The organism is Terasakiella sediminum (assembly GCF_033100395.1).
Lineage (GTDB): Bacteria > Pseudomonadota > Alphaproteobacteria > Rhodospirillales > Terasakiellaceae > Terasakiella.
Genome location: NZ_JAWLVJ010000017.1, coordinates 61,656 through 87,530, shown reverse-complemented (window position 1 = coordinate 87,530; position 25,875 = coordinate 61,656). Strand labels below are relative to the sequence as shown.

Here is a 25,875-nt window from a genome sequence, read left to right as displayed (position 1 = left end):
CGGTTGCATTTCATAAAAATAAAAATCATCACATTTTTATATCGGTTTTTCTAATGGGGATAGATCATGCCTACGAATAATGCGCCAACAATTAATTCAACTTCAGCAGTAAGTAATACACAGGAAGATACAAACATAACGATTACATCTGCTGCTCTGATCGCAACGGGCACAGATGCGGATGGCGATACACTGAACCTTGCCTACGTCTCAAGTGCTCAAAACGGACATGTTGCCATCGTTGATGGGGATGTTGTTTTTACCCCGGATGAAGATTTTCATGGGGAAGCAACATTTGAATATACCTTGGATGACGGCAATGGCGGGTCTGTAACCGGGGTCTATACGATCCATGTCGCATCCGTTAATGACGCACCGACCATTGATCCCTACACTGCGAATGGCACGGTTGATGAAGATACGGATTTGGTTCTCAACGCTGCGGACTTGGTCCAGACCGGCGAAGACGAAGATGATGACCCGCTGACCCTGACAGGTGTCAGCAATCCCAGTAATGGCACGGTTAGCTTTGTTGATGGCGTCGTGACCTTCACGCCTGATGCGAATTTCCATGGCCCGGCAAGTTTTGAATATACATTGGACGACGGAAACGGCGGTACGGTCACGGGTATTTATACGGTCAATGTTGCCCCGGTGAATGATGCCCCCACCATTGATCAAAGTCTGGCCAATGGCAGCGTGAATGAAGGGACAGATCTGATCCTGTCTGCCGCAGATCTTGTTCAGACTGGTGATGATGTAGATGGCGATCAATTAAGTGTCATTCATGTGACCAATCCTCATCATGGCACTGTCAGTTTGGTTGATGGTGTTGTTACTTTCAGCCCGGATGAGAATTATTTTGGTCCGGCAAGTTTTGAATATACGCTCAGTGACGGCAATGGCGCGACGGTGAAGGGCACCTATAATGTTGGTGTAAACCAGATGAATGATGCCCCTGTCGCGATGGATGATGTAGATGTTGATCGATTGGTCGATGTGCAGGAAATTCCATTGATGGATGAAACAACAGCCTTTAATTATTTCACTGACAAAATTGTTGGCACAGCAGGAAGCGACACTCTTTATGGGGATGCGTCTGCCAATGCAATTTTTGGATTAGGTGGTGATGATTATCTGCGCGGCGGCAATGGGGCTGATTTCCTCTATGGTGGGGCTGGCAATGATGATTTGCGTGTAGGCAATAATGATGCGGCCTTGTTTGATGGCGGCACCGGGGTTGATAAGTTAAATGCCTCAACGTCACAGAGCGATACCTTTATTGATCTGAACCATGCCCGCTATCGCAGCATCGAAGTGATACAGGGCAGTGAATTCAACGATATTCTGATCGCAGATGATTTCGGCACGACCATCTTTGGCGGTGCAGGTGCTGATACCATGATCGGTGGCGCAGGTGACGACTTCCTGTCCGGATCCGGCGGGGGAACGGATAATTTCTACGGCCTTGGCGGGAATGACATTATTGACGGGCAATGGTCCGGTGGTGAAATCTGGGGCGGTGATGGTAATGATACGATTTCGTCAGCCAAGCTCAGTGCTGCCTTCATTGATGGCGGGGCTGGCCAGGATACCTTTACCACCAGCAAGGCATCCTGGAACTTTGACTGGACGCAACATACACAGGATGGCTATTCCGGCATTCTGCTGACCAATCGATATGTGGCAGGCGAAGAAGTCTTCTTGACCGGGGTTGAAAAATTATATTTCGATGATGACAATGTCACGGTTGATCTGACCCAGAGTTTCGGCGCACAAGTTGAACGCACCCAACCAACGGATTTTCCTGTGATTGAAGAACCAGCACCGCCATCGGTTAAAATTTTGACGGTTCAGGTTGCGGACCTTCTGGCCAATGACTATGACCCGGATGGGGATGCGATTGCGCTGACAGGTATCAGCAATGTTGTGGGCGGCACGGCTGTTCTTTCCCCAAATAACGACTTTATCGAAATTACGGTTGAGCCGGGATTCGAAGGCAATGTGACCTTTGAATATGAAATCAGCGATGGAGAGTATACCGATACGGCTTCTGCCTCAGTCTTTGCCGGAAATAAACCTCCGCTCGCTCATGGTGACTTTTATCTGCCACGCACGGTTGAACTTCGTGATATTCCATTGATGGATGAGACTACGGCCTTTGATTACTTTGATGGCAAAACTGTAGGGACCAACGGAGACGATACCCTGCAAGGGGATGAGAAGGTGAATATCCTGTTTGGTCTGGACGGGAATGATCACCTGCGTGGCGGAAATGGTGCAGATTTCTTTTATGGTGGGGCAGGCAACGACAACCTGCAGGTCGGGAATAATGATGCTGCCCTGTTTGACGGGGGATCAGGAACGGATACTTTGAATGCCGCAACCTCAGAAAATGACACCTTTATTGACTTAAACCATGTACGCTATCGCAGTATTGAGATTGTGCAGGGCAGTGAATTCAACGATATTCTCATTGCTGATGACAATGGCACGACTATATTTGGTGGTGCTGGCGTGGACACGATGATCGGTGGGGCAGGTGACGACTTCCTGTCCGGATCCGGCGGGGGAGCGGATAATTTCTACGGCCTTGGCGGGAATGACATTATTGACGGGCAATGGTCCGATGGTGAAATCTGGGGCGGTGATGGTAATGATACGATCTCGTCAGCCAAGCTCAGTGCTGCCTTCATTGATGGCGGGGCTGGCCAGGATACTTTTACCACCAGTAAGGCATCCTGGAACTTTGACTGGACGCAACATACACAGGATGGGTATTCCGGCATTTTGCTGACCAACCGATATGTGGCTGGCGAAGCAGTCTTTATGACCGGGGTGGAAACGCTATATTTCGATGATGACAATGTTACGGTTGACCTGACGCAGGTGTTCGGTAGCCAGACAGAACGCGCGCAACCCACTGACTTGCCTGTGATCCCGGAACCGGAGGGACCGAAAGAAAAAGTCCTGACGGTACAGACGGCTGATTTACTGGCCAATGACTTTGATCCGGATGGTGATTTGATTGTGTTTGACAGCATCAGCAATGTGGTCGGGGCGGACTGGCTTGTCTCCGCAGATAAGAGCTTCATTGAATTTTTCGTGCCTGTCGATTTTGACGGGGATGTGACCTTTGATTACACCATTACGGACAGTCAGGGCGCCAGTTCAACCGCATCCGCTCATGTCTATTCAGGCGAGGTTCAGGAGATTTATGGCACTGAGCTTGATGACACGCTGATTGGCGGTAATGGTCGCGACATCCTGTTTGGCCGGGAAGGTGATGATGTGCTGACAGGCGGGGCAGAGGCTGATGTCTTTGTCTTTGCCACCGAAGAAGAAGCCTCAACAGCACTCAGCCATCTGGAACGTGTTTCCACGCTGGGGACAGATACCATCACCGACTTTACGGGCGGTGAAGACATAATCGGCCTGTCTGGTGCTGATTTCGGCTTCAGTCTGGGTGGATTGGAAGAAGGGGTGAATTACTTCGAAGCGTCTTACCTGCAAGGGTTTGAAACCCCATATGCCGGACCATCCATCATCGTTGTCGGGGAAGAAACAGGTTCTGCTGGTGTTGATGTCTGGTATGTGGACCCGGCAGAAACCAACGCTGGGGGCACGGAAGGGTCCTATCAGATTGCATCCCTTGACGGGGTGAATACATCACAGATTTCGGCGGAGGATTTTAAGGTTGGGTAGTGTTATTTTGACGTGGAACCTTCGTCATCCCCGCGAAGGCGGGGACCCAGCTTTTCTGTTTCTCTAGGTTCCCGCGTTCGCGGGAATGACATCTTTTTTTGTTTAATGTGCCCGCCCCAGTTGACTGGTGGCGGGCTTTTCTGCATCGCATGGCTTGCGTAAAAGTTGAAATATGCATACATTTTAGATTGTACGGATTGGGTGAGACTGCAGGGGAATGATATGGGGTATAATCAGGATATCTTCGTCAACCGCGACGGACCAAAGGCGCTTTTTCAGGAAGATGTTGAAAACATCTCGACGGATGGCACGTCCATTCGTGTCTTCCATGGTATTGGCGGACAGGGGAAATCGGCACTTTGTCGTGACCTCTATCGCTCCAATGATCCGATTTATGGTCATCTGAAACGTGCCCATCTTGATCTGCGAAATGAATGGTCAACTGATGCGGTGGTTCTGCTGATACGCATTCGCAACAGCTTTGTTAAAAGCAACCTCTCTTTCGCTATGTTCGATCTGGCGCTGGCGGTCTATTGGGATCTGGCGCGCAATGAACAGGCCCTGCCGACTCTGACTGATCCGTGGCTCGGCAAACGAGATGGTAATTTGTCCGACCTCGCCCCGGATACGGTGCAAACGGTACGAGAGGCCTTCGACGATGTGGTTAAAATGATCCCAGGCCTTGGCGCCGTTGCACGCAGGCTGACCCGCTGGGGTGTCGATAAAGCAAAGCTGGCCCGGCTGAAACATATCCAGCCCGAAGCGGTTGATCGCCTGTTTGCCCATGATGATTTCAAACAGCCGCATGAGCTGGAAAAACTGCTGCCTTGGTTCATGGCGCAGGATTTGGCTTATCACCGACAAAAGAATTCAGGCAATCGCTTCGTGCTGTTTCTGGATGAATATGAAGGACTATTCCTGCAGAACAAACGCTGGCAGGACAGTCCGATTGATACGCATGTGCGCACTTTGATCAATGAATGCCACGCGCTCCTCTGCGTCTTCTTCTCTCGCGAAATACTGCCGTGGAGTGAAGATCGACGCTGGCAGAAAAAGTTGGAAGATGTTCACCATGAACTCAAAGGCCTTACCGAAGACTACGCCGATGAATGGCTCTGCAAGGTGCCGATTGAGGAAGCCGATATCCGAAAGACGATGATTGAAGGGGCGCGTGAAGAACGAAAAGAAGATGCCACCATCCTGCCGTTCCTGCTCGAACTGCAGATCAGCCACTGGATGGAATTGAAAGAGAAGGGGAAAGAGACTGAGATCACCCCGGATATCTTTGATGTGGAAGCCGAACATTTCGATGATCGTTGCTACGAACTGGTCGACCGCCTGCTGCGCAACTTTGACGAGCCCCTTTGTAACACTCTGAGACGCCTCTCCGTCACCAACCGTTTCGACAAAGCTGCTTTTGAATGCGTGATCCAGGAAACAGGTATGGCGAAGGATGGGTTTAAAAAACTGGTTGGCTTGTCCTTTATTAAGGAGGCTGATGAAGGTTTCCATACGATGCATCGCGCGACATCTGAAGCGATTGTGCGCACGATGGGTGAGGATATGCGGGAAAATTCCATTGACCTGTTGCTTACCCATTATACGGATCGTGCGGTGAATACAGCGATTAGAGATGTCGATGAAGCTACTCTTATAGCGCTATCTGAAGGATCAGGATTATATTTAAGAAGGGGTGTTGAGGGGTATGTTGATTGGTTGAATGGAACCGATCACGTGATTTCAGAATCAGGGTTGAAAACACAACTGGAACAGGTTTGGCGTGATGCCCTCTCCCTCTGTCAAGAAAGGTTCGGGGAAGATCATGGGAATACGCAAACTTGTTATAATAATTTGGGTTTTATTTTAAGTGCACAAGGACGTTTTGGGGAAACAGAAGACCTATATCGAAAAGGTCTTGAGGTAAGCTTGAAAATTTATGAGGAAGATCATCCGAGTACTGCGACGAGTTATAATAATCTGGGCTCTGTTTTAGACGATCAGGGGCGATATGAGGAGGCGGCACCTTATTATCAAAAGGGTCTTGAGGTTTGTCAGAAAATTCTGGCGGATGATCATCCGGATACGGCAACGAGTTACAATAATGTGGGCTTCAATTTAAATGCGCAGGGACGGTATGAGGAGGCGGAACAGTATTTTCAAAAGGGTCTTGAGCTTCGCCAGAAAATTCTGGGGGATGATCATCCGGATATAGCGGTGAGTTATAATAATGTGGGCTCTAACTTAGCTGCTCAGGAACGTTATAAAGAGGCAGAACCCTTTTATCGTAAGGGTTTAGAAATTAGGCAAAGGCTATTGGGGGAAGATCATCCCTCTTTGGCGACCAGTTATAATAATGTAGGGACGAATTTGTTTAAGCAAGAGCATTTGAGAGATGCGGAGCCTTTTATCGGAAAGGCTTATGATATTCTCACACGGGTTTTGGGAGCGGAGCATCCGACTACGGTGAAGGCAAAAGCGAACTGGGAGGCCGTGAAGCAAGCGCTTGCTGAACGGGAGTGACCTCTCACTCATCGTCATCCCGCACGTGTTGCGGGAAAATGGGGAAGGGCGGGAGAACGGTATCTGTCCATTATGCCGTAACGGGTACGGCATGACGGATTTGGTTAGTTGTCAGGTGATGGTTTTAGGCTATCTCGTTTTTTCCTTTCCCGTCATCTCAGCGAAGGCGGGGATCCAGTTTTTCAGTTTCTCTAGGTTCCCGCTTTCGCGGGAATGACATGTGCTTGCATCCGTTCGTTCGCAAGGTGAGGACAGAAAACCAAAAAGAAAAAAGCCCGCCCCAGTTGACTGGTGGCGGGCTTTTCGCAAAGTGTTCCCTCGTGCTAGCAATGGGAACACCCCTCCCTAGATCGCAAGATATTCCTGGCGTAACTCTTCGTTATCCAGAACTTCTTGTGCAGTCCCATCAAACACGATTTGACCGGAGTCCATGATGATGGCGCGGTCAGCCAGATGCAGGGCCGCGATGGCATTTTGTTCAACGATGATCGTTGTGATGCCGAGCTTCTTGATATCCTCAAGCGTTTTCTCGATCTCATGTACGATAACCGGGGCAAGACCTTCGTAAGGCTCATCCAGCAGCAACAGTTTGATGTCTTTGGCGAGCGCTCGGGCTACCGCCAGCATCTGCTGTTCCCCACCGGACATGGTCACGCCGATCTGGTCTTTCCGTTCCCCAAGACGGGGGAAAAGTTCGTAAAGACGTTCGATAGACCAGCCGGGCTTACCTTCGATCTGGGCCAGTTCAAGGTTTTCCTGAACAGTCAGACCGGGAATAATACGACGATCTTCCGGCACCAGGGCCAGACCACAGCGGGATGCCTGAAACGACTTCATGTCATGAAGTGGTTCGTGGTCGAGCCAGATCTCCCCATGGGTGACCTGTGGATCATCTGTGCGGGCAATTGCACGCAGGGTGGAGGTTTTCCCCGCGCCGTTACGGCCCAACAGTGCCACAATCTCACCTTCATGAATGTCAAAGCTGACGCCTTGAACGATATAGCTTTCGCCGTAGTAGGCGTGGATGTCCCAGGCAGAGAAGAAAGCCGGGGCGGAGCCGTGAGATTTCACCGGGTCCAGGGTCTTTTTAAGAGGACCACTATAATTGACGATTTTATCACTCATAGATGTGCGCCTCCGAGGTAAGCTTCTTGTACGCGGGCATCGCCCTTCATTTCTTCAGGTGCACCTTCGGCGATCACGTGACCGCGCGCCAGTACACTGACTTTTGTGGCAAGCGAGAAGACAACATGCATGTCGTGTTCGATGATGACTTTCGTGATATTACGTTCTTCACCAATTTTCTTAAGAAGATCAATGGTGTTGTTCGTATCAGCACGGGCCATCCCCGCTGTCGGTTCATCCAAAAGCAGAAGTTCAGGATCCTGGGCCAGACACATGGCCAGTTCCAAACGACGCTTGTCGCCCCGGGATAGAGAGCCAGAGTGAACGTCGCGTTTATCAATGAGCCCAACATCTTCGAGAATATGTTCGGCATGATCGACGACTTCACCGCGCGACACAACGCCGCCCCAGGAGTTGAACTTGTAAGATCCATCTTTGTGAGCCATAACCGGGATCATGGCGTTTTCAAAAATGCTTAGGTCTTCAAAAACTTCCGGTGTCTGGAACACCCGTGAGATACCTTTCTGGTTAATCTCATGAGGTGGCAGACCAAAGAGGGTCTCACCTTCCGGCTTTTTACCGTAGTAAAGAACCGTCCCTGTATCCGGCACCAGGCGGCCAACCAGACAGTTCAGGAAAGTAGATTTCCCTGCACCGTTTGGGCCGATGATGGCATGAACCGAACCTTTTTCAACGCTCAGGTTCACATCATCAAGTGCTTTGAGACCGGAGAAGTTCTTGTTGACGCCTTCAACTGTAAGAATAGCTGACATTATTCTGCTCCTCCTTCATTTGAGGCTGCCTTTTTACCAGCAAATTTTTCTTTGATGAGACGGAAACCTTCCATCGCACCACCAGGCAGGAAGATCACGACAAGCATGAACAGCACACCCAGTGTCAGGTGCCAACCTTTACCAACGAAGAGGCTGGCAAAGGGGACCCAGATGCCCTGGATGAAATCTGGCAGGAAGGCGAAGATTTCGTTCAGGACTGCATCGTTAAATGCAGAGAAGATGTTTTCGAAATATTTGATGGTCACCGCACCGATGAATGGGCCAAGCAATGTGCCGACACCACCCAGGATGGTCATCAAGACGACCTCACCCGATGCCGTCCATTGCATACGTTCTGCACCAGCCAGCGGATCGATCACAACCATCAACGCACCAGCCAGACCGGCATACATGCCAGAGATGATAAAGGCCGTGAGCAGGTATGGTTTGGTGTTCAGGCCTGTGTAGTTCATGCGGTTCTGGTTGGATTTCACCGCCAGCAGCATCAGACCGAAGCTTGAACGATAAAGGCGAACCGAAATGTAGAACCCGATGATCAGGATTACAGCAGCAAAGTAGAAACCGTTGTAACCAGACAGGCTTAGGCCGAAGAATTCAGGCAATGGCAACGCGCCACCAGCTTCTGCAGCAGAACTGTCAAAGACACGCGGGTCATCAGCAGCCAGGGTCAGACCGGTTTCACCCATGGTCACAGGTGTCAGTACCGAATAAGCCAGATTGTAGCACATCTGTGCAAAAGCCAGTGTCAGGATCGAGAAGTAAATCCCGGAACGACGCAAGGCTACAAAACCGATGGCTGCGGCAAACACACCGGATAACAGGGTTGCGAGGATCACAGCAGGAAATGCATTCATGCTGAGCAGCTTAAATGACCACATCGCAGTGTAAGACCCAATCCCCAGGAAGGCTGCGTGACCGAACGACAGGTAACCGGTAAAGCCGAACAGGATGTTAAACCCGATGGCGAACAGACCGAAGATGGCAAATTTTTGCAGCAGGTCAGGATAACCCGCACCCACAATCCCGGCCCAGATGGGCATGGTGAGGATGATAGCTGCGAAAATTGCAACGAGTATATTATCTTTCATTTGCATGTTCTTAGTCCTCCATCACACCTTCGCGGCCCATCAGACCACGTGGGCGAACCAGGAGGATCACCACGGCAACAAGATAAATAATGATTTGGTCAATGCCGGGCAGGATGGCTTTAATTTCAGTCATGGAAGCGAAGGATTGCAGGATCCCGAGAAGGAAACCAGCCGCAACCGCACCACGCAGAGAGCCCATACCACCGACAACCACCACAACGAAGGACAGCACCAGGAAGTCCATCCCGATATGATAATCAGGAGGCAGAACCGGTGTATACATCACCCCTGCAAGGCCTGTTACGACAGCCGCCAGTGCAAAGACGATGGTGAATTTCTTGTCGATATCAATACCGATCAGACCAACGGTTTCACGATCCGCCATACCTGCACGCACGACCATACCGAAGGTGGTCAGGTTCAGGAAGGCAAAGACGGCACCGATGATGACAGCGGCAAACATGAAGTAGATCAGACGCCACCATGGATAGACGATCGCATCAGACATACCAATCCACGCCCCAACGTGGGCCGAGCCGGAAACGATGTCCGGGGCAGGTGTCGGGATCGGGTTTGCGCCGAAATATGCTTTTACAAGTTCCTGCAGAACGATTGCCAGGCCGAAGGTCACAAGGATCTGTTCTGCGTGTGTGCGCTTATAGAAGCGTTGAATCAGGCCCCGTTCCATCACATAGCCGAATAAAAGCATTATGGGGATGGAGAATAAAAGGGCGAGGGGAACGGTCCAGTCAATCAGGGCTTTGCCTGTTTCACCAAACCAGATTTCCAAATAAGGGACTTCTTTATAGGCCTCAAAGAAAGTTACGCTTTCGTCGCGGACTTTCTGGGACATGGACAGGATCTTCTGCAGCGTCACCGCACAGAAAGAACCGATCATAAATGTCGCACCGTGGGCGAAGTTAACAACGCCCAGTGTACCGAAGATAAGTGTCAGCCCAAGTGCAATCAATGCATAGGCGCCACCTTTATCCAGGCCGTTCAGAAGTTGTAAGAAAACAGCTTCCATAGCTCTCAATTCCAATAAAAGGATTAAATTTATTCAAAAGAATAGCCGCCCCCGATAAAGAGGGCGACTATCTCAAAAGACGATTGCTTAAGCTTTGTATGGGCCGAGTTCGCCGCCAAAGATTTTCGCATCATAAGTAACCTCAGCAGCAGGTACTTCTTTAACGATTTCAAGCAAGTCGAATTGGCTGGATGGGTTTTTGTTACCACGTACAACCAGCACGTCTTTGAAACACTGGTGGTCTTCAGCACGGTACAGTGTCTTACCGTTACCCATACCGTCAAATTCAAAGCCTTCAAGTGCTTTAATCATTTCTGGTGGGTAGAAAGTACCAGCCACTTCACAAGCGTTCGCATAGAGCAGAGCCTGTACGTAACACGTGTGTGCCGCCTGTGATGGTGGGAAACCGTATTCCTGACCGAAGGACTTCACAAATGCTTGTGAACCAGCATCTTGCAGTGCCCAGTTCCAGTTTGTGGAACCCAGGATCCCTTTGATGTTGTCGCCTGCACCTTGTGCCATCAGACGAGAGAACAGTGGTACGATGATTTCAAACTGCTTGCCGTTGACTTGCTTGTCGCGCAGGCCAAACTGTACAGCCTGTGTCAGCGAGTTGATCATGTCTTTACCGTAGTGGTTCAGGATCAGTACGTCAGCGCCAGAGTTCAGTACAGGTGTGATGTACTGAGAGAAGTCACCCGCACCAACTGGTGTCTTAACAGTGTTAACTGTTTGCCAGCCAAGTGCTTCAGTTGTGTTTTTGATAGATTCTTCTTGCGTCCAGCCCCAAGTGTAGTCAGCTGTGAGGTGGTAAGCGCGACGGTCCGTACCCATTTCTTCTTTCAGTACTGGGCCAAGTGCCGCACCGGACATGTAAGCGTTGAAGAAGTGGCGGAAGCCATAACGCTTTTTGTCTTTACCAGTCGTGTCGTTAGAGTGTGTCAGACCAGCCATGAAGATCACGCCCGCTTCCTGACACAGGTTTTGTACGGCAATCGCCACCCCGGAAGAAGAACCACCAGTGATCATCAGTGCGCCGTCTTTTTCGATCATACGCTTGGCAGAAGAACGTGCCGCGTCAGATTTTGTCTGTGTATCGCCTGTTACAAACTCAACTTTCTTGCCCAGGACGCCGTTTCCTTTAAGGGAAAGTGGCTTCATGGTGTTGAGCATGCCGCCGTCGCCTTCACCGTTCAGGTGCTTGACCGCAAGTTTGTAAGCGCGCAGTTCGTCCGCGCCTTCGTCCGCATATGCGCCAGTTTGTGGTACGTTGAAACCAAGTGTGATGGATTTTTTATCACCTGGGTTGTTAACGAAATCAGCGCCCCATGCGTTGCGTGTAAAGAAAGAAGGTGCAGCAACACCAGCAGCAGCGATCGCAGTGCCCTTCATAAACGAACGACGATTAACTTTCATATCTCCCAAAGTCTTAACTCCCTGTTTGGTTGACATTTTAAAGACGAGAATTGGTTCCCCTACAGCTTCTCAGAAACCTCAATCTCACGTGAAAATTACCTGTATTGGTATTTTTTAATTGTTCAATAGTGGTAACGGTAATTTTTGACACGTTCAATAAGTCATTGACGCAATGTTGTTTTTTTGTCAATTTTCAGTTATTGTAAATTGTTAATTTGTAAATAATTGACATTGCAACGCAAAAACGCACTTGCGAGAGACGGAGGCCACCATGGCACGTGCACCAATTGGTTTGAAGATTAAAAAGCGCCGCAAGGCATTGGGGCTGACGCAAGCCAAACTTGCTGAAAAACTTGGCATATCTGCATCCTATCTTAATCTGATTGAAAATAACAAACGCGCCATCGGCGGCAAATTGCTGCAACGCATTTCAACCGAGCTTGAAATGGAAACGGGCGCGCTGGACGGAGAAAGCGACCGCCGCCTGATTTTGGAACTGCACGAACTGACAACAGATGCACTTTTTCAAAATATGGATCTTTCGCACCAGACGGCGGCGAATCTGGTGGGACAGCACCCAAGATGGGCGCGGGCCATTCAGGCGCTTTATCGCGCTTACCTGAACCAGGGGCAAACCATCAATGCATTGTCGGATCGTTTGAACTATGCGCCCTTCATTGATGATGCGGTTTTTCGTATGCTGACGAATGCGACGGCTATTCAGACCTCTTCTGAAATTCTGGGCGGTGAGCAGGAAATGAGCGAGGAAGCACGCAAACGGTTTCATAACATCCTGACAGAGGAAAGCCAGAAACTGGCTGAAGTAGCAGGTGGCCTGAATTCTTTTCTGGATAACGCCAAATTCCAGACACGGTCATTAACGCCTGCGGAAGATGTGGATGATTTTATTGTCGGGCGTGGTGGGTATTTTCAGGAACTGGAAGATGCCGCCCAAAATCTTTTGGCAGAGATCGGCTTTCATGGCGGAGATACGGAAAGTATGTTGCAGGATTTCCTGGAACGTAAATTTGACGTCCATGTCCGTATCGGGGTGGAAGGCAGGGGGGCGTCGGGCAGCAACCAACATCAATGTACTTTTAATCAGGTGACCCGCACGCTGGAGGTACCGAACTATGCCTCCAGTCAGGTGCGGCGTTTTGAAATGGCCTGCCTGCTGGTGGAACTGGCTCTGGCTGATGCGGTTTCTGAAGTGATCAATAAATCAGATGCATTGATTACGGCGGCGGCGCAAGAATGGGCGGCCAGTGAACTGATTGACTATCTCGCGCGTGCCTTGTTGATGCCTTACGATGAATTTTTGGAAGATGCCATCCTGGAACGTTATGATGTGGATGTGCTGTCACGTAAATATACCGTGACCTTCCAGCTGGCGGCCAGTCGTCTGGCGAGCCTGCGCAAAAGTGGGTCGGAAGGGATACCGTTTGGTTTGATGCATACCAATCCGGCAGGGCATGTTTTAAAAAGGATCGCTTTGGCCGGATTGCCCATCCCGCGTTACGGGAGCGCGTGTCCTTTGTGGGATATCTACAGCTCGTTCCAGACGCCGGGGCGGATTGTGCGGCAATTGGCGCAATTTCATAATAAAGACAAGTTCCTGTTTGTGGCCAAAGCCGAAGCACCGGACCAGACGGGTTTTTCCCAGCCACGGGTTCTTAAAGCGACCATGCTGGCGTGTGAAGCCGTCCATGCAGAACAGACGGTTTATGCTGACGGGTTGGATTTAACGTCGCAGAAAACGATGACCAATGTGGGACTGAACTGTCGTCTGTGCAGCTGGAACGATTGTGCGCACCGAGAAGAAGATCCGATCCTGACCCAGTGATTTGATTCAGGTCAGGTGCAGATCACCTGTATTTATGATATAGAAATCCATCTGCATTTAGTCATAGAGGGGACGATGAAGACGATTATCGCGGGTTCGCGCACCATTGAAGATAAAGAAGCGCTTGAAAAAACCATCGCAGACTCCGGCTGGGATATCAGTGAAGTGGTATCCGGCACCTGTCGCGGTGTGGACGTTATGGGGGAAGAATGGGGCCGTGCAAACGGTGTGGATGTCAAACCTTTCCCCGCTGACTGGCTGACCCATGGCCGGATTGCTGGCGAACTTCGTAACCGGGATATGGCAAATTACGCCGATGGTCTGATCCTGTTGTGGGATGGCAAAAGCCCGGGTGCCAGTTGCATGTTACGCGAAGCCAACAAGGCGGGCATCAAGGTCTATAACCAGATCTATGGCGTCGATATGCATGAACTGGAAGATACCGAACAGAAGATCATGGAATATTACCATGCAGGGAAAGGCCGCCTGATCAACGACCACGGTCACTGGCGCTGGGAAAATGCGGATGAAAACGCCCCGCATGTCTCGCAAGAAGCTGTGGCGGAACTGATCCGCCAGGAGCTCGTCCAGCCTATGACTATTGAAGTGCTGGCTGTTACGGCTTGAGTTTAATGTGCCCCGGCGAAGGCCGGGGCCTCTTAAAGTCTGAGCTCGCCATTTCAACAAAGGTCCCGGCCTGCGCCGGGATACGTTTTTTTGTTACACCAACTTACTCAAATCCGTTTCCTTGGTCACAGCTTTCAGGAATTCATCCAAAGCCGTGTTCAGGCCAACTGCGCGTTCCTGCAGGTCGCTGGAGGCTGCGGTGATTTGTTCGGAAGCGGCAGATGTTGAATTGGCACCCTCGGCCACATCGGTGATGATTTCAGCGACCGTACTGACCCCACGTACACCTTCTTGCACACTGGCGCTGATTTCAGTTACCGCAGAACGTTGTTGTTCTACCGCATCAGCGATTACGCCGCCTGCTTCTTCCACTTCGCTGATGGTGTTGCTGACTTCGTTAATTGCATCAACCGCATCGTTGGTGGCAGATTGCATGGCTTTAATCTGTGTGACGATTTCTTCTGTTGCCTGTGCGGTCTGGTTTGACAGTGATTTTACTTCACCAGCCACAACTGCAAAGCCTTTCCCGGCTTCGCCCGCACGTGCGGCTTCAATCGTTGCGTTCAGGGCCAGAAGGTTGGTCTGATCAGCAATATCATTGATCAGGCTGACCACCTGGTTGATGCGCCCGGCGGCTTCGGACAAAGTATGGATCGTTTGATCTGCCGTCTTGGCACGTTCCACCGCAACCTGGCTGAGTTCTGCAGAACGACGTACCTGTTCGGTTACTTCCCCGATGGAGGCTGAGAATTCTTCGGTTGCAGCTGCCACATTTTCCACGTTATGGGCAGAAGTTTGGGCTGCATCGGCAACGTTGTTAGATTGTTGCGATGTGTTTTGCGCAGTTGCTGACATGCTTTCGGCGGACGCCTGCATTTCTGTTACGGTAGACAGAACAGTCTGCACAACTTCGCGAATATTGCCCCCCATGGAAGAGGCATTTTCTTCAAAGGTCGTGGTTTTTTCATCCATGGCACGCAGGCCATCGTTGATGATTTTTGCATGCGTGGCAAAGGAGCCGACCATACCTTCGGGCAGGATGGTACGGAAGAATTCATCGCGAGAAGCATATTGCAAGGCAGCGCCTGCTTCACGGGTGAAAGCTTCGGTACGGTCAAGCATGCGGTTTGTTGCCCCGGCCATGGTTCCGATCTCGTCTTCGCGATCAATACCGAGGACGCGTTCGTTCAGGTTACCTGCCGCTGCGTTTTCCATAACTGAAGAGATATGAAGGATAGGCGTGGCAAAATGATTGCCGCCCTTGATCGCAAGGAAGACAGCAACAGCCAGACCAACCGCTGAAATCACGATCATGGTGTAAATGGCATTGGTTTCCTGTTTTTCCAGCTCGGCGATTGCCTGATCAATATCTGCATTGATCAATTTTTCAGCTTCTTCTGATTCAGTCACAAACTTGTCGAAGTTTTCGTCAAAAGCAATTTCGGAGGCAGAACCTGCCGCATTGCTGTTTGCAAGGGTGGCGAAACGAGATTTAGCCAGGCTTTTAAGCTCGTCAATTTCACCGATTGATGCCGTTAGTCGTTCATCTGCAGCACTCTTGATCAAGTCTTGTGCCTTGGAGAAATCATTGAGAACACCATCAAAAGACTCTTCGCCGTCCCCCCCCAGAATTTCAGCAAGGTAGAGGTGACCGTTGGCCAGATGGTACTTGGCAAGCCCCAGTGCTTTGATGCTGTCTGTATCTTGCGCTGAGGAAGGGGTATCTAACGATTTGCTCAGTTTTGCTTGCACATCTTCATAAAGGCCATCGAACCTGTCATCTGCGTCACTGCCAACGCCCTGACTGCCTGCATGACCTTCATAACGTACTCTACCCGCTTGAATGAAGGCTTTGACCTGTCCGACGACGCTTTCAATTTTAGTGCGAACTTCAGCAGATTGGCTTGGATAGAAGGTGCCTTCATCATTGGAACCGCCTTCAAGGATCGCATTGGCGTACCAAAGGGTATCATCCAGCAGCGTCCAAACTTCATTAATATCTTCGGTCTCGTCGCCCGCCATGATTTCTTCAAAGAGGAGGTGGGCTTCTGTCGCGCTGATTTTCAATTCCATTGCGGCGTTTGCAAGTGGTGCAAGTTCTTTCCCTGCGCGAATGCCTTCATCACCGACTTTTTTAACAAAGAAAACACCGCTGCCCCCGGCAATGGCTGTAATCAACGCCAGGCTCGCAAACAGGAGAAGGAGTTTTTGGCGCATGCCTTTTCCAATAATCATGACAGTTCCCCTGTTTTCAAGTTGAAATCTTCCGCAGATTTTAGCTGCTGTAATTTATACATGAACATGTCGTAGCGCATTTCCTGTTCTTCCATCAATTGGATCAGCATGTTGAAGGATTGTTCGAGCCCTTCTTTGGAACTGGATTGCGCATCTTCGATTTGTTTCAGGTGGCGATAGAGCGGTTGAATGATCTTGATGGCTTCAGGATTTGGTGCACGCCGGTTGGAATGAAAGCCAATGATGTTGTTATCGGTATCCAATGTTGGGGTAACGTGGGCCAACACCCAATAGTAATCGCCGTATTTGGTTTGATTTAAGACATAGGCAAAAAGCTCTTCCCCTGCTGTAATCGTATCCCATAAAAGTTTGAAGATGCAGCGCGGCATTTCAGGATGGCGGATCAGCTTGTGGGGTTTGCCGATGACTTCATGTTCTTTGTAATCTGCAATTTTCAGGAACACATCATTGGCGTAAGTGATGATGCCTTTGGTGTCTGTTTTGCTGACGATAATGTCATCGACAGGGAAGGTTCTTTCGTTCCCTGAAAGCTGATAAAGTTCTGACATAGTTCCACCTGTATTTTTAATCACATATACTATATTGTAATTAAAATAATTTAATCTGCAATATGCGATAATACGTAATAACTCAGATGACGCTACGTAAATCGGATAAGCGTATTAGCTTTTCTTGACGAACTTGGTCAGGATCACAATCTGTTGGCCATTTACACGACCTTCGATATGTGCTGCGTTCGTGGGGTCAAGGGAAATATTGCGTACAGCCGTGCCACGTTTGGCGGTAAATCCGGCCCCTTTGACATTCAAGTCCTTGATCAGCACAACCGTGTCACCTGCGGCCAGAACAGCGCCGTTGCTGTCGATATGTTTAAGCGTGTCTTCATCATCGCTGCCTGCTGCGGCCTGTGCTTTGACTAGCACGTCTTCTTCCAGATAGAGGCTATCAAGCGCATCCTGTGCCCAGTTTTCCCCCTGAAGACTTAGGCGGTTCAGCATCTGCCAGGCCATGATCTGTACAGCTTCATCAGGGGTCCACATGCTGTCGTTCAGGCAACGCCAGTGGTGTACGTCCAGATTATCTGTGCTGTTGATCTGATCTTTGCAGATCGAACAGATTTCAACGGAACAATTTTCCACACCAGCCACATCAAATGATGCGACATTTTCACTGCTTCCACATAACTGACAAACTGACATGACACGCCTCCCTTTAAAACAACTGCGATGGTTCTAGCAGGAGAGAGGACGGATGTTAACCTTTATTCCTTATGCCGGGGCCTGACTGGCGGTGTCATTGGTTTCTGTCTGTTGTTGGGTGGATGTGTATGAGGCTTGATCCGCTGTTTCAAAGGCGACTTCCGACCAGCTGGTTGTGGTGCCATCCACATTGACGGTGTTGCCTTCTTTTGAAACAGTATTGCCAGAAATCAGTTTGGAAACGATGTCGTAATCCACACTGAATTGCGTGACGCCTAAATCATGCAGGCTGATCAGTTCCCCGTTATCAACGGTGCCGCTGCTGTCTTTATCCTGCCAGACCTGAAGGCTGTCATAAATATCATCATCTGCTGTAATCAGCCCGTCGTTATTGTCATCATAACGTGCCAGTGTTTCAACGGAGGATGTCAGGTCCGTGTTATCTTCCCCGTCAATACTCAGGTAAGGGGAGACAACTTCGCTCATATCATTGATCTCGCCATCACCATTGACGTCAACAACCAGCAGGCCATCATCCGGGCCGACCCAGCCCGTGGCTTCGTTGTCGCCGTCATTGTCAATGTCAAATTCAACGCCTTCTTCTGCGCTTAGTAGTTCGACACCATCCCCATCCAGATCAAGCACAATCGGGTCGGTATTGACGAAGTTTACGCTTGCAGAGATTGAACTGTTCGCGCCTGAATCGTCTGTCAGGGTCAGTTTCAGGCTACGCGTGCCTGCCGCATCGATACTGCTTGTAAATGTCGTGCTTTGAAGGGCTGTCTGGAAAGCCGCAATCGTATCTGTACCCGCGATATAAAGTTTACCTGTTGCGGAATCAAAGGCCGTTGTCAGGCTACCCGGTGTGCCAACGCTCAAGACATCGCCCGACTGGTAGCCGACGATTTCAATCACAACCGCCTTCATATTTGTGGAATCTGCATCTGTAATGGTCAAATTGCCAAAAGGCGTAATGGACGCATCGGTAAGATAGCAATATTCTGTTTCATGGCTGGTATTTAGCAATACGCCACTGTTGTTGCTGACGTTTGCCATGAAGATATCGTTCAGGCCATCGTTGTTCAGATCACCAATGGCGGACCCCTGACCGTGCTGGGTCGCAACGGTATATGTTGCCCCGGAATTGACATCGGTGAAATTGCCAGACCCATCATTGATCCAGATTTCATCTACGCCGTCCCAGCGGTTGGTGATGACATCAATATCGCCATCGCCATCCAGATCACCACTGCTGGACCCTTCGCGGTCATTGGCGGTGTCGGGGCCTCCGCTATTTGAGGCTGGACCAAAAGTACCTGCATTGGTAAAGGTCAGGTTTCCGACCCCGTCATTGGTTAGCAAAATATTGCCGCCATAACGGTTTGTGGTCCAGACATCCAAATGGCCATCTCCGTTGAAGTCAGCGATTTCGACCTTATAAGCCTGCATCCCAGTGTTGTTATAGGCATCGGTCATGGAAATGGTGGCGGAGAGCGCGTAAGCGCCTGTACCGTCATTGGACCAAATCTCGTTTTGGCCGCTACCGCCACCGATAAACATATCCAGATCGCCATCACCATCAAAATCGCCAAAGCCAATGCCTTGATCTGCGGTGCCCAGCGTTTGTCCGGTATCAGTGAAATTGCCTGCGCCGTCGTTTTTGTAAATCTTATCTGTGGTCCCCCCGACAATGACGATATCCATATCGCCATCATTGTCGATATCGGCGGTGCCGACGTTCGTCCCGGTGATCGGCACAAATCCGGCAGTGAATGTGCCATTACCATTGCTGATATGAACACCGCCTGAAGCACTGACAAAATCTGCATCACCATCGCCGTCGAAATCAGCTGCGGCAGTATGCCCCTGACTTGCAAAAATGACGTTTTCGGACCCCAATGTCCCTGTGCCGTCATTCAGGCGTACAACCGTCTGATTGATATTGTTTTGCGACAGGATTGCGTCAAGGTCACCATCGTTATCCACGTCTGCAAGTTGAACGGAGCGATAGTTGGGCGTGCTGGCAAATTGCTGGTGGAAGGTGAAGTTCAAGCTGGTTCCGGTGATATCCAGAACGGGTGCCGCGTTCAGGGCGGCTGTTGTGGTATCAACACTGCCATCTGAATTAAAACGCTTCATAAAGACGCCGGATTTATTGCCATCCCCGCTGTTGGCATTTTCCCAGGAAACAACGAAATCGCCATCGCTCAGCGCGGTGACATCCGGTGTTTTCTGATCGCCTACCACATCTGTGTTGATTTTGAATTCTGAATTGACCTTGTTGCCTGTTGCATCAAACACCTGTCCCCAGATGCCATAGTCACTGGTATCAGAACTGTTATCGCCCTGACCTTGCCAGACAACGACGAAGCCCCCGGTGCTGAGTGCGGTGACGTCGCTATAGGACTGATAGCCTGTGGTGGTGGTGTTGACATCAAAGGATGATCCGGACAGGGTACCGTCTGCATTCAGGATTTGTCCTTTTACGCCAGTGTCGCTGCCATCAACACCGGTTGCATGCCAGGTGACGATAAATTTGCCGTTGCTCAAGGTTTCGATCCTGGCATTGCGTTCGGAATTCCCAACAGAAATGGCGTAGTCACTTTCCCAGGTAGAGGTCCCGGTATTATAAACCCGGCCATAAATGCCGTTTGTGATATTGCCGGACGTTTCCGACCAGATGACGATCATCTTCGTGCCGGAAAGGGCGAGGTCCTGTTCGGTCTGGTGCTGCAAATAGTTGTTGGTATTGACAACTGTTTGCGTGTTACCGGAATTATTGGCATCAAATTCACGATAGAAGACGTCTGAATAATCCGTGTTGGCCACACCGCTTTGTTCAAGTCGATAGGCAACCGCGAAACTGCCTGATCCCAGATCAACAATTTCCGGCTGGCCGGGATAGTTGATATTGGTCTCGTTGATCTTAAACTCTGTCCCCTTTGGGGTCATATCTGCGTTATAGCGCTGGGCATAAGCACCGCTGTTGCTACCGTTACTTACCCCATAAACGATAATGATCTCACCGTTGCTGAGTTCCAAAGACGCAGGTTCATATTGATCGTTGGAAGTCTGGGTGTTGACCTGGAATTCAGGTCCGTTGACGGAACCGTCCGAATTATAGCGTTGGGCATAGGTGGCATAGCCGGATCCATCCTGATACAGCGATCCCCAGGTAACAAGCCATCCACCATCTGACAGGGCAGATACATCAGGCTGGAACTGGATGTTGGAGGTGTAGGAATTGACCAGAACGTCCGGCGTGACGACGTTTACGCTGACGTTATATGTCTGTGCGCTGACGGTGCCGCCATTGCCGTCGCTGACATCATAAGTGAAACTGTCCGCAGACGTGGAACTACCATCATGAACATATGTGACATTATTGGCCGCAATATCAGCAGAGGTAAAGGACTGTCCGCTGGTTAGCGGTGTGCCGTTTAACTGAATTGTCCCATTTGCAGGAAGACCTGTAAGGGTATAGGTCAGGGTATCACCGTCCCCGTCTGTGAAGTTCAGTTGGGCTGCTGTGATGATTTCGGTACTGCCCGTGGACGCAGTGCCTGCGCTGGTATTCAGGACAGGCACATCATTGACCGGGGTGACTGTGAGGCTAAACGTCTGAGAGGAAACGACACCGCCATTGCCGTCATCAATTGTAAAATTGAAGCTGTCAGCGGTGGTCTCGCCACCATTATGAACGTAAGTGACATAACCGGACGACAGATCGGCCGATGTAAAGGTCCCGCCGTTTGACAGGCTGGTCCCGTTCAGTTTCAAGGCACCATTGGCGGGGATTGAATTTACTGTGTAGGTTAGCAAATCGCCTTCCGCGTCCGTGACATTCAGGTCCGTTGTTGTCAGGGTGTGAGTTGCGCCTTCGGCCAAGGTCGCAGTTGCATTACTTAGAACAGGCACATCATTGACAGGCGTTACTGAAATAGCAAAGGATTGGGATGATACTGTCCCGCCATTTCCATCGCTGACGGTATAGTTAAATGTGTCACTTGTTGTCTCCCCACCATCATGATCGTAAGTGACGAGGTTTGATGTCAAATCAGCCGATGTGAATGTTTGCCCATTGCTTAAGGGGGTGCCATTTAGTTTCAGCGTTCCGTTTGCAGGAATGGAATTGACCGTGTAGGTCAGCGTATCATTTTCAGCATCGGTTACATTCAATGCTGCCGTAGTGATGATGGTATTGGATGCCCCTTCAGCCACGCTAAGGGCTGCATTATTGATAACGGGAATGTCATTGACGGGGGTGACTGTGAGACTAAACGTTTGTGAGGAAACGACACCGCCATTACCGTCATTGATGGTAAAATTGAAGCTGTCCGCAGTGGTCTCGCTACCATTATGAACGTAAGTGACATAGCCGGATGACAGATCGGCCGATGTAAAGGTTCCGCCGTTTGACAGGCTGGTCCCGTTCAGTTTCAAGGCACCATTGGCGGGGATTGAATTTACTGTGTAGGTTAGCAAATTGCCTTCTGCGTCTGTGACATTGAGTTTCGCAGAGGTGATAATTTCTGTCGCACCTTCTAAAACGATGGCAGAAGAATTACTGAGGACCGGGACGTCGTTGACAGGTGTTACGGTGAGGGCAAAAGATTGGGACGAAACAGTGGCAGTTCCATCTGAGATGTCGAAGTTGAAGCTGTCACTGGTGGTTTCCCCACCGTTATGCACATAGGTAATATAGCCCGCTGCCAGATCAGTAGAGGTAAAGGTCTGCCCGTTGGCAATGGTGATGCCGCTTTTCTTTAGCTCACCATTTGCCGGGATGCTATTGACCGTATAGGTCAACGCATCGCCATCTCCATCCGTGACATTTAAATCCGTTGTTGTCAGGGTATGGGTTGCGCCTTCCGCCAATGTGGCTGTTGCATTGTTGACAACAGGGGTGTCATTGGTTGGGGTGACGGTAATGGCAAAGGATTGGGAAGAAAGTGTGCCGCCATTGCCGTCTGTCACGGTGAAATTGAAGCTGTCACTGGTGGTGTTGCTGCCATCATGAACATAGGTGACATATCCGGCGGCCAGGTCGGCAGAGGTAAAGCTCTGTCCATTTGACAGCGTGGTGCCATTCAATTTTACGGCACCATTGGATGTCGTGGTATTGATTGTGTAAGTCAGCGCGTCATTTTCTACATCTGTCACGTTCAGCATGGCTGTGGTGATGACCTGGGTTGCACTTTCCAGCAGGGTCATGGCACTGGTGTTTAAAACGGGTACATCATTGACGGCAGTTATTGCGACGTCACCTAAAGAGTCAGTTACGATATAACCGGCCCCCCTAAAAGTAATGTCAATTTCCAAGTTTCCGTTGAAATCGGTAATCGGTGTAATTACCCAATAGCGCCCTGAAGAATCTGACCCTTGTGAGACAGATGCGTTAACGCTACTGACCGTCAGAGCAGTAATTTCTGCTGTATTTGCGCTCATGTGTGAGGTCAAAATTGCACTCTCATAAAGCGTAAGTGTGCTGTCTTCCATTGTTGACGCTGAAAGAGGTGTAACCACGCTCGGAGGATCGGGGGGGGGGCGGCGGTGGCGGTGGCGGCGGTGGCGGCGGTGGAGGGGGAGGAGGTGGTGGCGGGGGTGGAGGAGGTGGCGGCGCCACAATAATTTCGCCGTTATTACCGTCGCCATCCGTGTTACCCGTGCCATCGTCGCCATCATCTAAAATGACTCTTTGGTTGCCGTCACCATCTTGGTTATTGCCATTTCCTGTATCAAGGGGGTCAAGATCTGCACCTGTTAAGCTATCCGTCGTATCCAGGCCTGTGACTCCAAGTTCTTCACCCAGTTGGTTTGTAAGTTCGCCAACTTCAGCCGCAGCGCCTTGCAAATCAAGGGCGGCTTCTTCCGCTTGGCCTTCTGCTGCGGCCAGTTCGCCTTCCAGTTCGGCTGTATCTTCGCCAGCGGCTTGTTTTTCTGCGATTTCTTTTTGCAGTTTTTCTGCTTCTTTTTTCGCGTCATTGACGCGCTTTTCCGCATCCATCTGCACCAGTACTTTTTCTACGGCCTGACGCAGGGTGGTGGGGACACTTCCTTTGTTGGGGTTTGCGCTAACCACTGAACCAAAGACACGTCCGACTTCCATCAGGGAAACGGTTTGCGGGGCAGATGGTGTTTGGCTTGGGCTGGAAATAGCTGTCCCCTGAAAGCCGCCAGAGATCACTTGTGATCCTGCGCTGGTGGAAATAACCGCTTCACCCGTAAAGACGGATCCATCACTGTTGGCTTCTGGCAGCATGACGACGGATACTTGTGGCCCGTCGTTCCCGCCCGCAGCCTGATCAGGGGTGACGTCTGCATTTTTGGCAGAAACCAGAACGGAGGTTCCACGGATACCGATGGTGGCAATGGGGGTGTCGATGCTCATGGCATCCGGGTTGGCTTTGGCGATACTGCCGGAAACAAAGCTCATGGCGCCTTGCAGGACAAACATGGTGGCAGATCCATCCTGGGTGCCGGGGTCATAGACCATTTCGTCAATGACCATACGCGCATCACCATCCAGTGACAGGGTGCTTTCATCGGCAAAGGTCAGACCGACAATGCCATCCTCGCCCGTTTCAATGGTGTCGCCCTGAAAGACGTCATCGCCCTGTTTTAGGGCAACACGGGTGCCATCCACACGCACGGCAAAGACCGTACCATCTGCCGTTTCAACTTGACCAATGGGTTCGGCCCCCGCCGCATTCCCGACTTGGGCATATTGACCGGGTGTTTGTGATCCATCCAGTACATCAACAATATGGGCCGGGATTTTACTGCCGCCCATGCCCACCAGATCCATGGGGGCTTCTGTTTCATAATAGCCAATAAGGAAGACGCGTTCGCCTGTCTCACTCTCTAAAACGAGGTCAGGTCCGAAACGTGTGTATGAGGCTTCTGTAAGCCAGGCAACATCAGTCATATCCACGCTTGTGTTATCACTTGCGCGTACGTCAATTACCGTTGCGTTGTCACTGATCTGGTCTTCTACCAGCGTGCGACTTTGTGCCATGTGTTATACCGCCAATAAACAATCTTCTACTGTTTATCCATCAAGACGTAGCTTTAGTGCTACTTATGGATGATCTTAGTCTTTTTTGACCAATTCGTCAAAAAAATCATGAGGAGATGGTTATTAGGATCAGTCTAATCATCTAATTTTTCGTTAAGGCACAAAAAAGGGTGGCACCGGAGTGCACACCCTTTTCATTAGGTCATGTTCAGATTAGCGAACGGGTGGGGCGTATTGCAGACCGCCTTTGGACCAGAGCGCATTCAGACCGCGTGCGATTTGCAGCGGGGTTTTTGGACCCACATTACGGTCAAACATCTCACCATAGTTCCCGACCTGTTTGATGGCTTTATAGGCCCAGTCATTGGTGAGGCCCAGCTTGACACCTGCATCACCGGAGGTGCCGAGCAGGCGCTGAACGTTTGGATTTGCGCTTTTCAGCTGATCATCCACATTGGCCTGGGTGACGTTCAGTTCTTCCGCGTTGATGACAGCAAACAATGTCCATTTGATTATGTTGAACCATTGATCATCGCCCTGGCGCACAACTGGACCCAATGGTTCTTTGGAAATCACTTCCGGCAGGATCATGGCCTGATCCGGGTTATCCAGTTTGGAACGAAGGGCATAAAGCTGGGACTGATCCGATGTCAGGATATCACAACGACCCGCTGCAAACCCTTGAATGGTCTGTTCGGCGGTATCATAAACAACCGGGTTAAACTGCATTTTGTTGAGGCGGAAATAATCAGCCAGGTTCAGTTCTGTTGTTGTACCTGATTGAATACAAACAGAGGCACCATCCAGTTCAAGCGCCGAGTTAACGCCCAGTTCTTTTTGAACCATAAACCCCTGACCGTCGTAATAATTAACGCCTGTAAAGTTCAGACCCAGGGATGTATCACGAGTATGTGTCCAGGTGGTAACGCGTGACAGGATATCAACCTCGCCTGACTGCAGGGCAGTGAACCGTTCTTTGGCAGTCAATGGGACAAATTTTACTTTTTGTGCGTCTCCCACAACGGCAGCAGCCACAGCGCGGCATACATCCACGTCCAGCCCGCGCCAAACACCGTTTTCATCAGCCAGCGAAAAGCCGGGCACACCAATAGTTACACCACAAGTCAGTGTTCCACGGTTCTGCACGGTTTCCAGCGTGCTGGCGGCCATGGCGGCGGATGTTGCGATGGTGGAAGCCACAAGGCCGCTAAAAAGAAGGGAAAGTGTTTTCTTCATGTATTTTTCTCCGTTTGAAAG

The 25,875-nt window shown here is 50.3% G+C and carries 15 protein-coding genes; 4 read left to right on the top strand and 11 right to left on the bottom strand.

Features of this window, described 5'->3' with window-relative positions; translation table 11 throughout:
• Positions 1-66 precede the first annotated feature (66 nt).
• Together RYZ26_RS13885 and RYZ26_RS13880 are read left to right on the top strand one after the other, a co-directional pair.
• Entirely contained in the window at positions 67-3,705 is a 3,639-nt protein-coding gene (locus tag RYZ26_RS13885) for a cadherin-like domain-containing protein (protein ID WP_317683826.1), read from the top strand.
• 222 nt (positions 3,706-3,927) lie between these two features.
• On the top strand, positions 3,928-6,225 hold the full coding sequence (locus RYZ26_RS13880; RefSeq protein WP_317683825.1) for a tetratricopeptide repeat protein: 2,298 nt from the start codon (positions 3,928-3,930) through the stop codon (positions 6,223-6,225).
• A gap of 345 nt (positions 6,226-6,570) precedes the next feature.
• On the opposite strand, the gene RYZ26_RS13875 is transcribed toward RYZ26_RS13880, so the two are convergent.
• From RYZ26_RS13875 to RYZ26_RS13855, 5 genes are all read right to left on the bottom strand, one after another.
• Positions 6,571-7,350 carry an ABC transporter ATP-binding protein gene (locus tag RYZ26_RS13875; protein ID WP_317683824.1) on the bottom strand — a complete coding sequence of 260 codons (780 nt, stop codon included), beginning with the start codon at positions 7,348-7,350 and terminating at the stop codon, positions 6,571-6,573.
• On the bottom strand, positions 7,347-8,123 hold the full coding sequence (locus tag RYZ26_RS13870; RefSeq protein WP_317683823.1) for an ABC transporter ATP-binding protein: 777 nt from the start codon (positions 8,121-8,123) through the stop codon (positions 7,347-7,349). The genes RYZ26_RS13875 and RYZ26_RS13870 overlap by 4 nt, the downstream gene beginning before the upstream one ends.
• Positions 8,123-9,232: a branched-chain amino acid ABC transporter permease gene (locus RYZ26_RS13865; RefSeq protein ID WP_317683822.1), complete on the bottom strand. Its 1,110-nt coding sequence runs from the start codon at positions 9,230-9,232 to the stop codon at positions 8,123-8,125. The genes RYZ26_RS13870 and RYZ26_RS13865 overlap by 1 nt, the downstream gene beginning before the upstream one ends.
• Positions 9,233-9,242: 10 nt before the next feature.
• Entirely contained in the window at positions 9,243-10,259 is a 1,017-nt protein-coding gene (locus RYZ26_RS13860) for a branched-chain amino acid ABC transporter permease (protein WP_317683821.1), read from the bottom strand.
• Positions 10,260-10,346: 87 nt separating this feature from the next.
• Positions 10,347-11,675 (bottom strand): substrate-binding protein, encoded by a 1,329-nt coding sequence (locus RYZ26_RS13855; RefSeq protein WP_317683820.1) that lies wholly within the window; start codon positions 11,673-11,675, stop codon positions 10,347-10,349.
• 271 nt (positions 11,676-11,946) lie between these two features.
• On the opposite strand from RYZ26_RS13855, the gene RYZ26_RS13850 reads away from it, so the two are divergent.
• Both RYZ26_RS13850 and RYZ26_RS13845 read left to right on the top strand, forming a co-directional pair.
• Positions 11,947-13,518 carry a helix-turn-helix domain-containing protein gene (locus RYZ26_RS13850; RefSeq protein ID WP_317683819.1) on the top strand — a complete coding sequence of 524 codons (1,572 nt, stop codon included), beginning with the start codon at positions 11,947-11,949 and terminating at the stop codon, positions 13,516-13,518.
• Positions 13,519-13,593: 75 nt separating this feature from the next.
• Positions 13,594-14,145 (top strand): SLOG family protein, encoded by a 552-nt coding sequence (locus tag RYZ26_RS13845; protein ID WP_317683818.1) that lies wholly within the window; start codon positions 13,594-13,596, stop codon positions 14,143-14,145.
• Between the two features lie 93 nt (positions 14,146-14,238).
• Here the strand turns inward: RYZ26_RS13845 and RYZ26_RS13840 are convergent, their stop codons facing one another.
• From RYZ26_RS13840 to RYZ26_RS13815, 6 genes are all read right to left on the bottom strand, one after another.
• The gene (locus RYZ26_RS13840) at positions 14,239-16,380 is read right to left on the bottom strand and encodes a methyl-accepting chemotaxis protein (protein WP_317683817.1); all 2,142 of its coding nucleotides are present in this window, start codon (positions 16,378-16,380) and stop codon (positions 14,239-14,241) included.
• Entirely contained in the window at positions 16,377-16,949 is a 573-nt protein-coding gene (locus tag RYZ26_RS13835) for a PAS domain-containing protein (protein WP_317683816.1), read from the bottom strand. Before RYZ26_RS13835 ends, RYZ26_RS13840 begins: the two co-directional genes overlap by 4 nt.
• Positions 16,950-17,063: 114 nt before the next feature.
• Positions 17,064-17,600, bottom strand: a complete 537-nt coding sequence (locus RYZ26_RS13830; protein ID WP_317683815.1) for a PhnA domain-containing protein — start codon at positions 17,598-17,600, stop codon at positions 17,064-17,066.
• 69 nt (positions 17,601-17,669) lie between these two features.
• Positions 17,670-23,048, bottom strand: a complete 5,379-nt coding sequence (locus RYZ26_RS13825) for a beta strand repeat-containing protein (RefSeq protein ID WP_317683814.1) — start codon at positions 23,046-23,048, stop codon at positions 17,670-17,672.
• Positions 23,049-23,070: 22 nt separating this feature from the next.
• Positions 23,071-24,618 (bottom strand): FecR family protein, encoded by a 1,548-nt coding sequence (locus RYZ26_RS13820; protein ID WP_317683813.1) that lies wholly within the window; start codon positions 24,616-24,618, stop codon positions 23,071-23,073.
• 213 nt (positions 24,619-24,831) lie between these two features.
• On the bottom strand, positions 24,832-25,854 hold the full coding sequence (locus RYZ26_RS13815; RefSeq protein WP_317683812.1) for an amino acid ABC transporter substrate-binding protein: 1,023 nt from the start codon (positions 25,852-25,854) through the stop codon (positions 24,832-24,834).
• Positions 25,855-25,875: the final 21 nt, after the last annotated feature.

What these genes read in the sequence shown, in the direction of transcription:
- RYZ26_RS13885 (WP_317683826.1), top strand. Translation starts at nt 67, where the DNA reads ATGCCTACGAATAATGCGCCAACAATTAATTCAACTTCAGCAGTAAGT.
- RYZ26_RS13880 (WP_317683825.1), top strand. Translation starts at nt 3,928, where the DNA reads ATGGGGTATAATCAGGATATCTTCGTCAACCGCGACGGACCAAAGGCG.
- RYZ26_RS13875 (WP_317683824.1), bottom strand. Translation starts at nt 7,350, where the DNA reads ATGAGTGATAAAATCGTCAATTATAGTGGTCCTCTTAAAAAGACCCTG.
- RYZ26_RS13870 (WP_317683823.1), bottom strand. Translation starts at nt 8,123, where the DNA reads ATGTCAGCTATTCTTACAGTTGAAGGCGTCAACAAGAACTTCTCCGGT.
- RYZ26_RS13865 (WP_317683822.1), bottom strand. Translation starts at nt 9,232, where the DNA reads ATGAAAGATAATATACTCGTTGCAATTTTCGCAGCTATCATCCTCACC.
- RYZ26_RS13860 (WP_317683821.1), bottom strand. Translation starts at nt 10,259, where the DNA reads ATGGAAGCTGTTTTCTTACAACTTCTGAACGGCCTGGATAAAGGTGGC.
- RYZ26_RS13855 (WP_317683820.1), bottom strand. Translation starts at nt 11,675, where the DNA reads ATGAAAGTTAATCGTCGTTCGTTTATGAAGGGCACTGCGATCGCTGCT.
- RYZ26_RS13850 (WP_317683819.1), top strand. Translation starts at nt 11,947, where the DNA reads ATGGCACGTGCACCAATTGGTTTGAAGATTAAAAAGCGCCGCAAGGCA.
- RYZ26_RS13845 (WP_317683818.1), top strand. Translation starts at nt 13,594, where the DNA reads ATGAAGACGATTATCGCGGGTTCGCGCACCATTGAAGATAAAGAAGCG.
- RYZ26_RS13840 (WP_317683817.1), bottom strand. Translation starts at nt 16,380, where the DNA reads ATGATTATTGGAAAAGGCATGCGCCAAAAACTCCTTCTCCTGTTTGCG.
- RYZ26_RS13835 (WP_317683816.1), bottom strand. Translation starts at nt 16,949, where the DNA reads ATGTCAGAACTTTATCAGCTTTCAGGGAACGAAAGAACCTTCCCTGTC.
- RYZ26_RS13830 (WP_317683815.1), bottom strand. Translation starts at nt 17,600, where the DNA reads ATGTCAGTTTGTCAGTTATGTGGAAGCAGTGAAAATGTCGCATCATTT.
- RYZ26_RS13825 (WP_317683814.1), bottom strand. Translation starts at nt 23,048, where the DNA reads ATGAGCGCAAATACAGCAGAAATTACTGCTCTGACGGTCAGTAGCGTT.
- RYZ26_RS13820 (WP_317683813.1), bottom strand. Translation starts at nt 24,618, where the DNA reads ATGGCACAAAGTCGCACGCTGGTAGAAGACCAGATCAGTGACAACGCA.
- RYZ26_RS13815 (WP_317683812.1), bottom strand. Translation starts at nt 25,854, where the DNA reads ATGAAGAAAACACTTTCCCTTCTTTTTAGCGGCCTTGTGGCTTCCACC.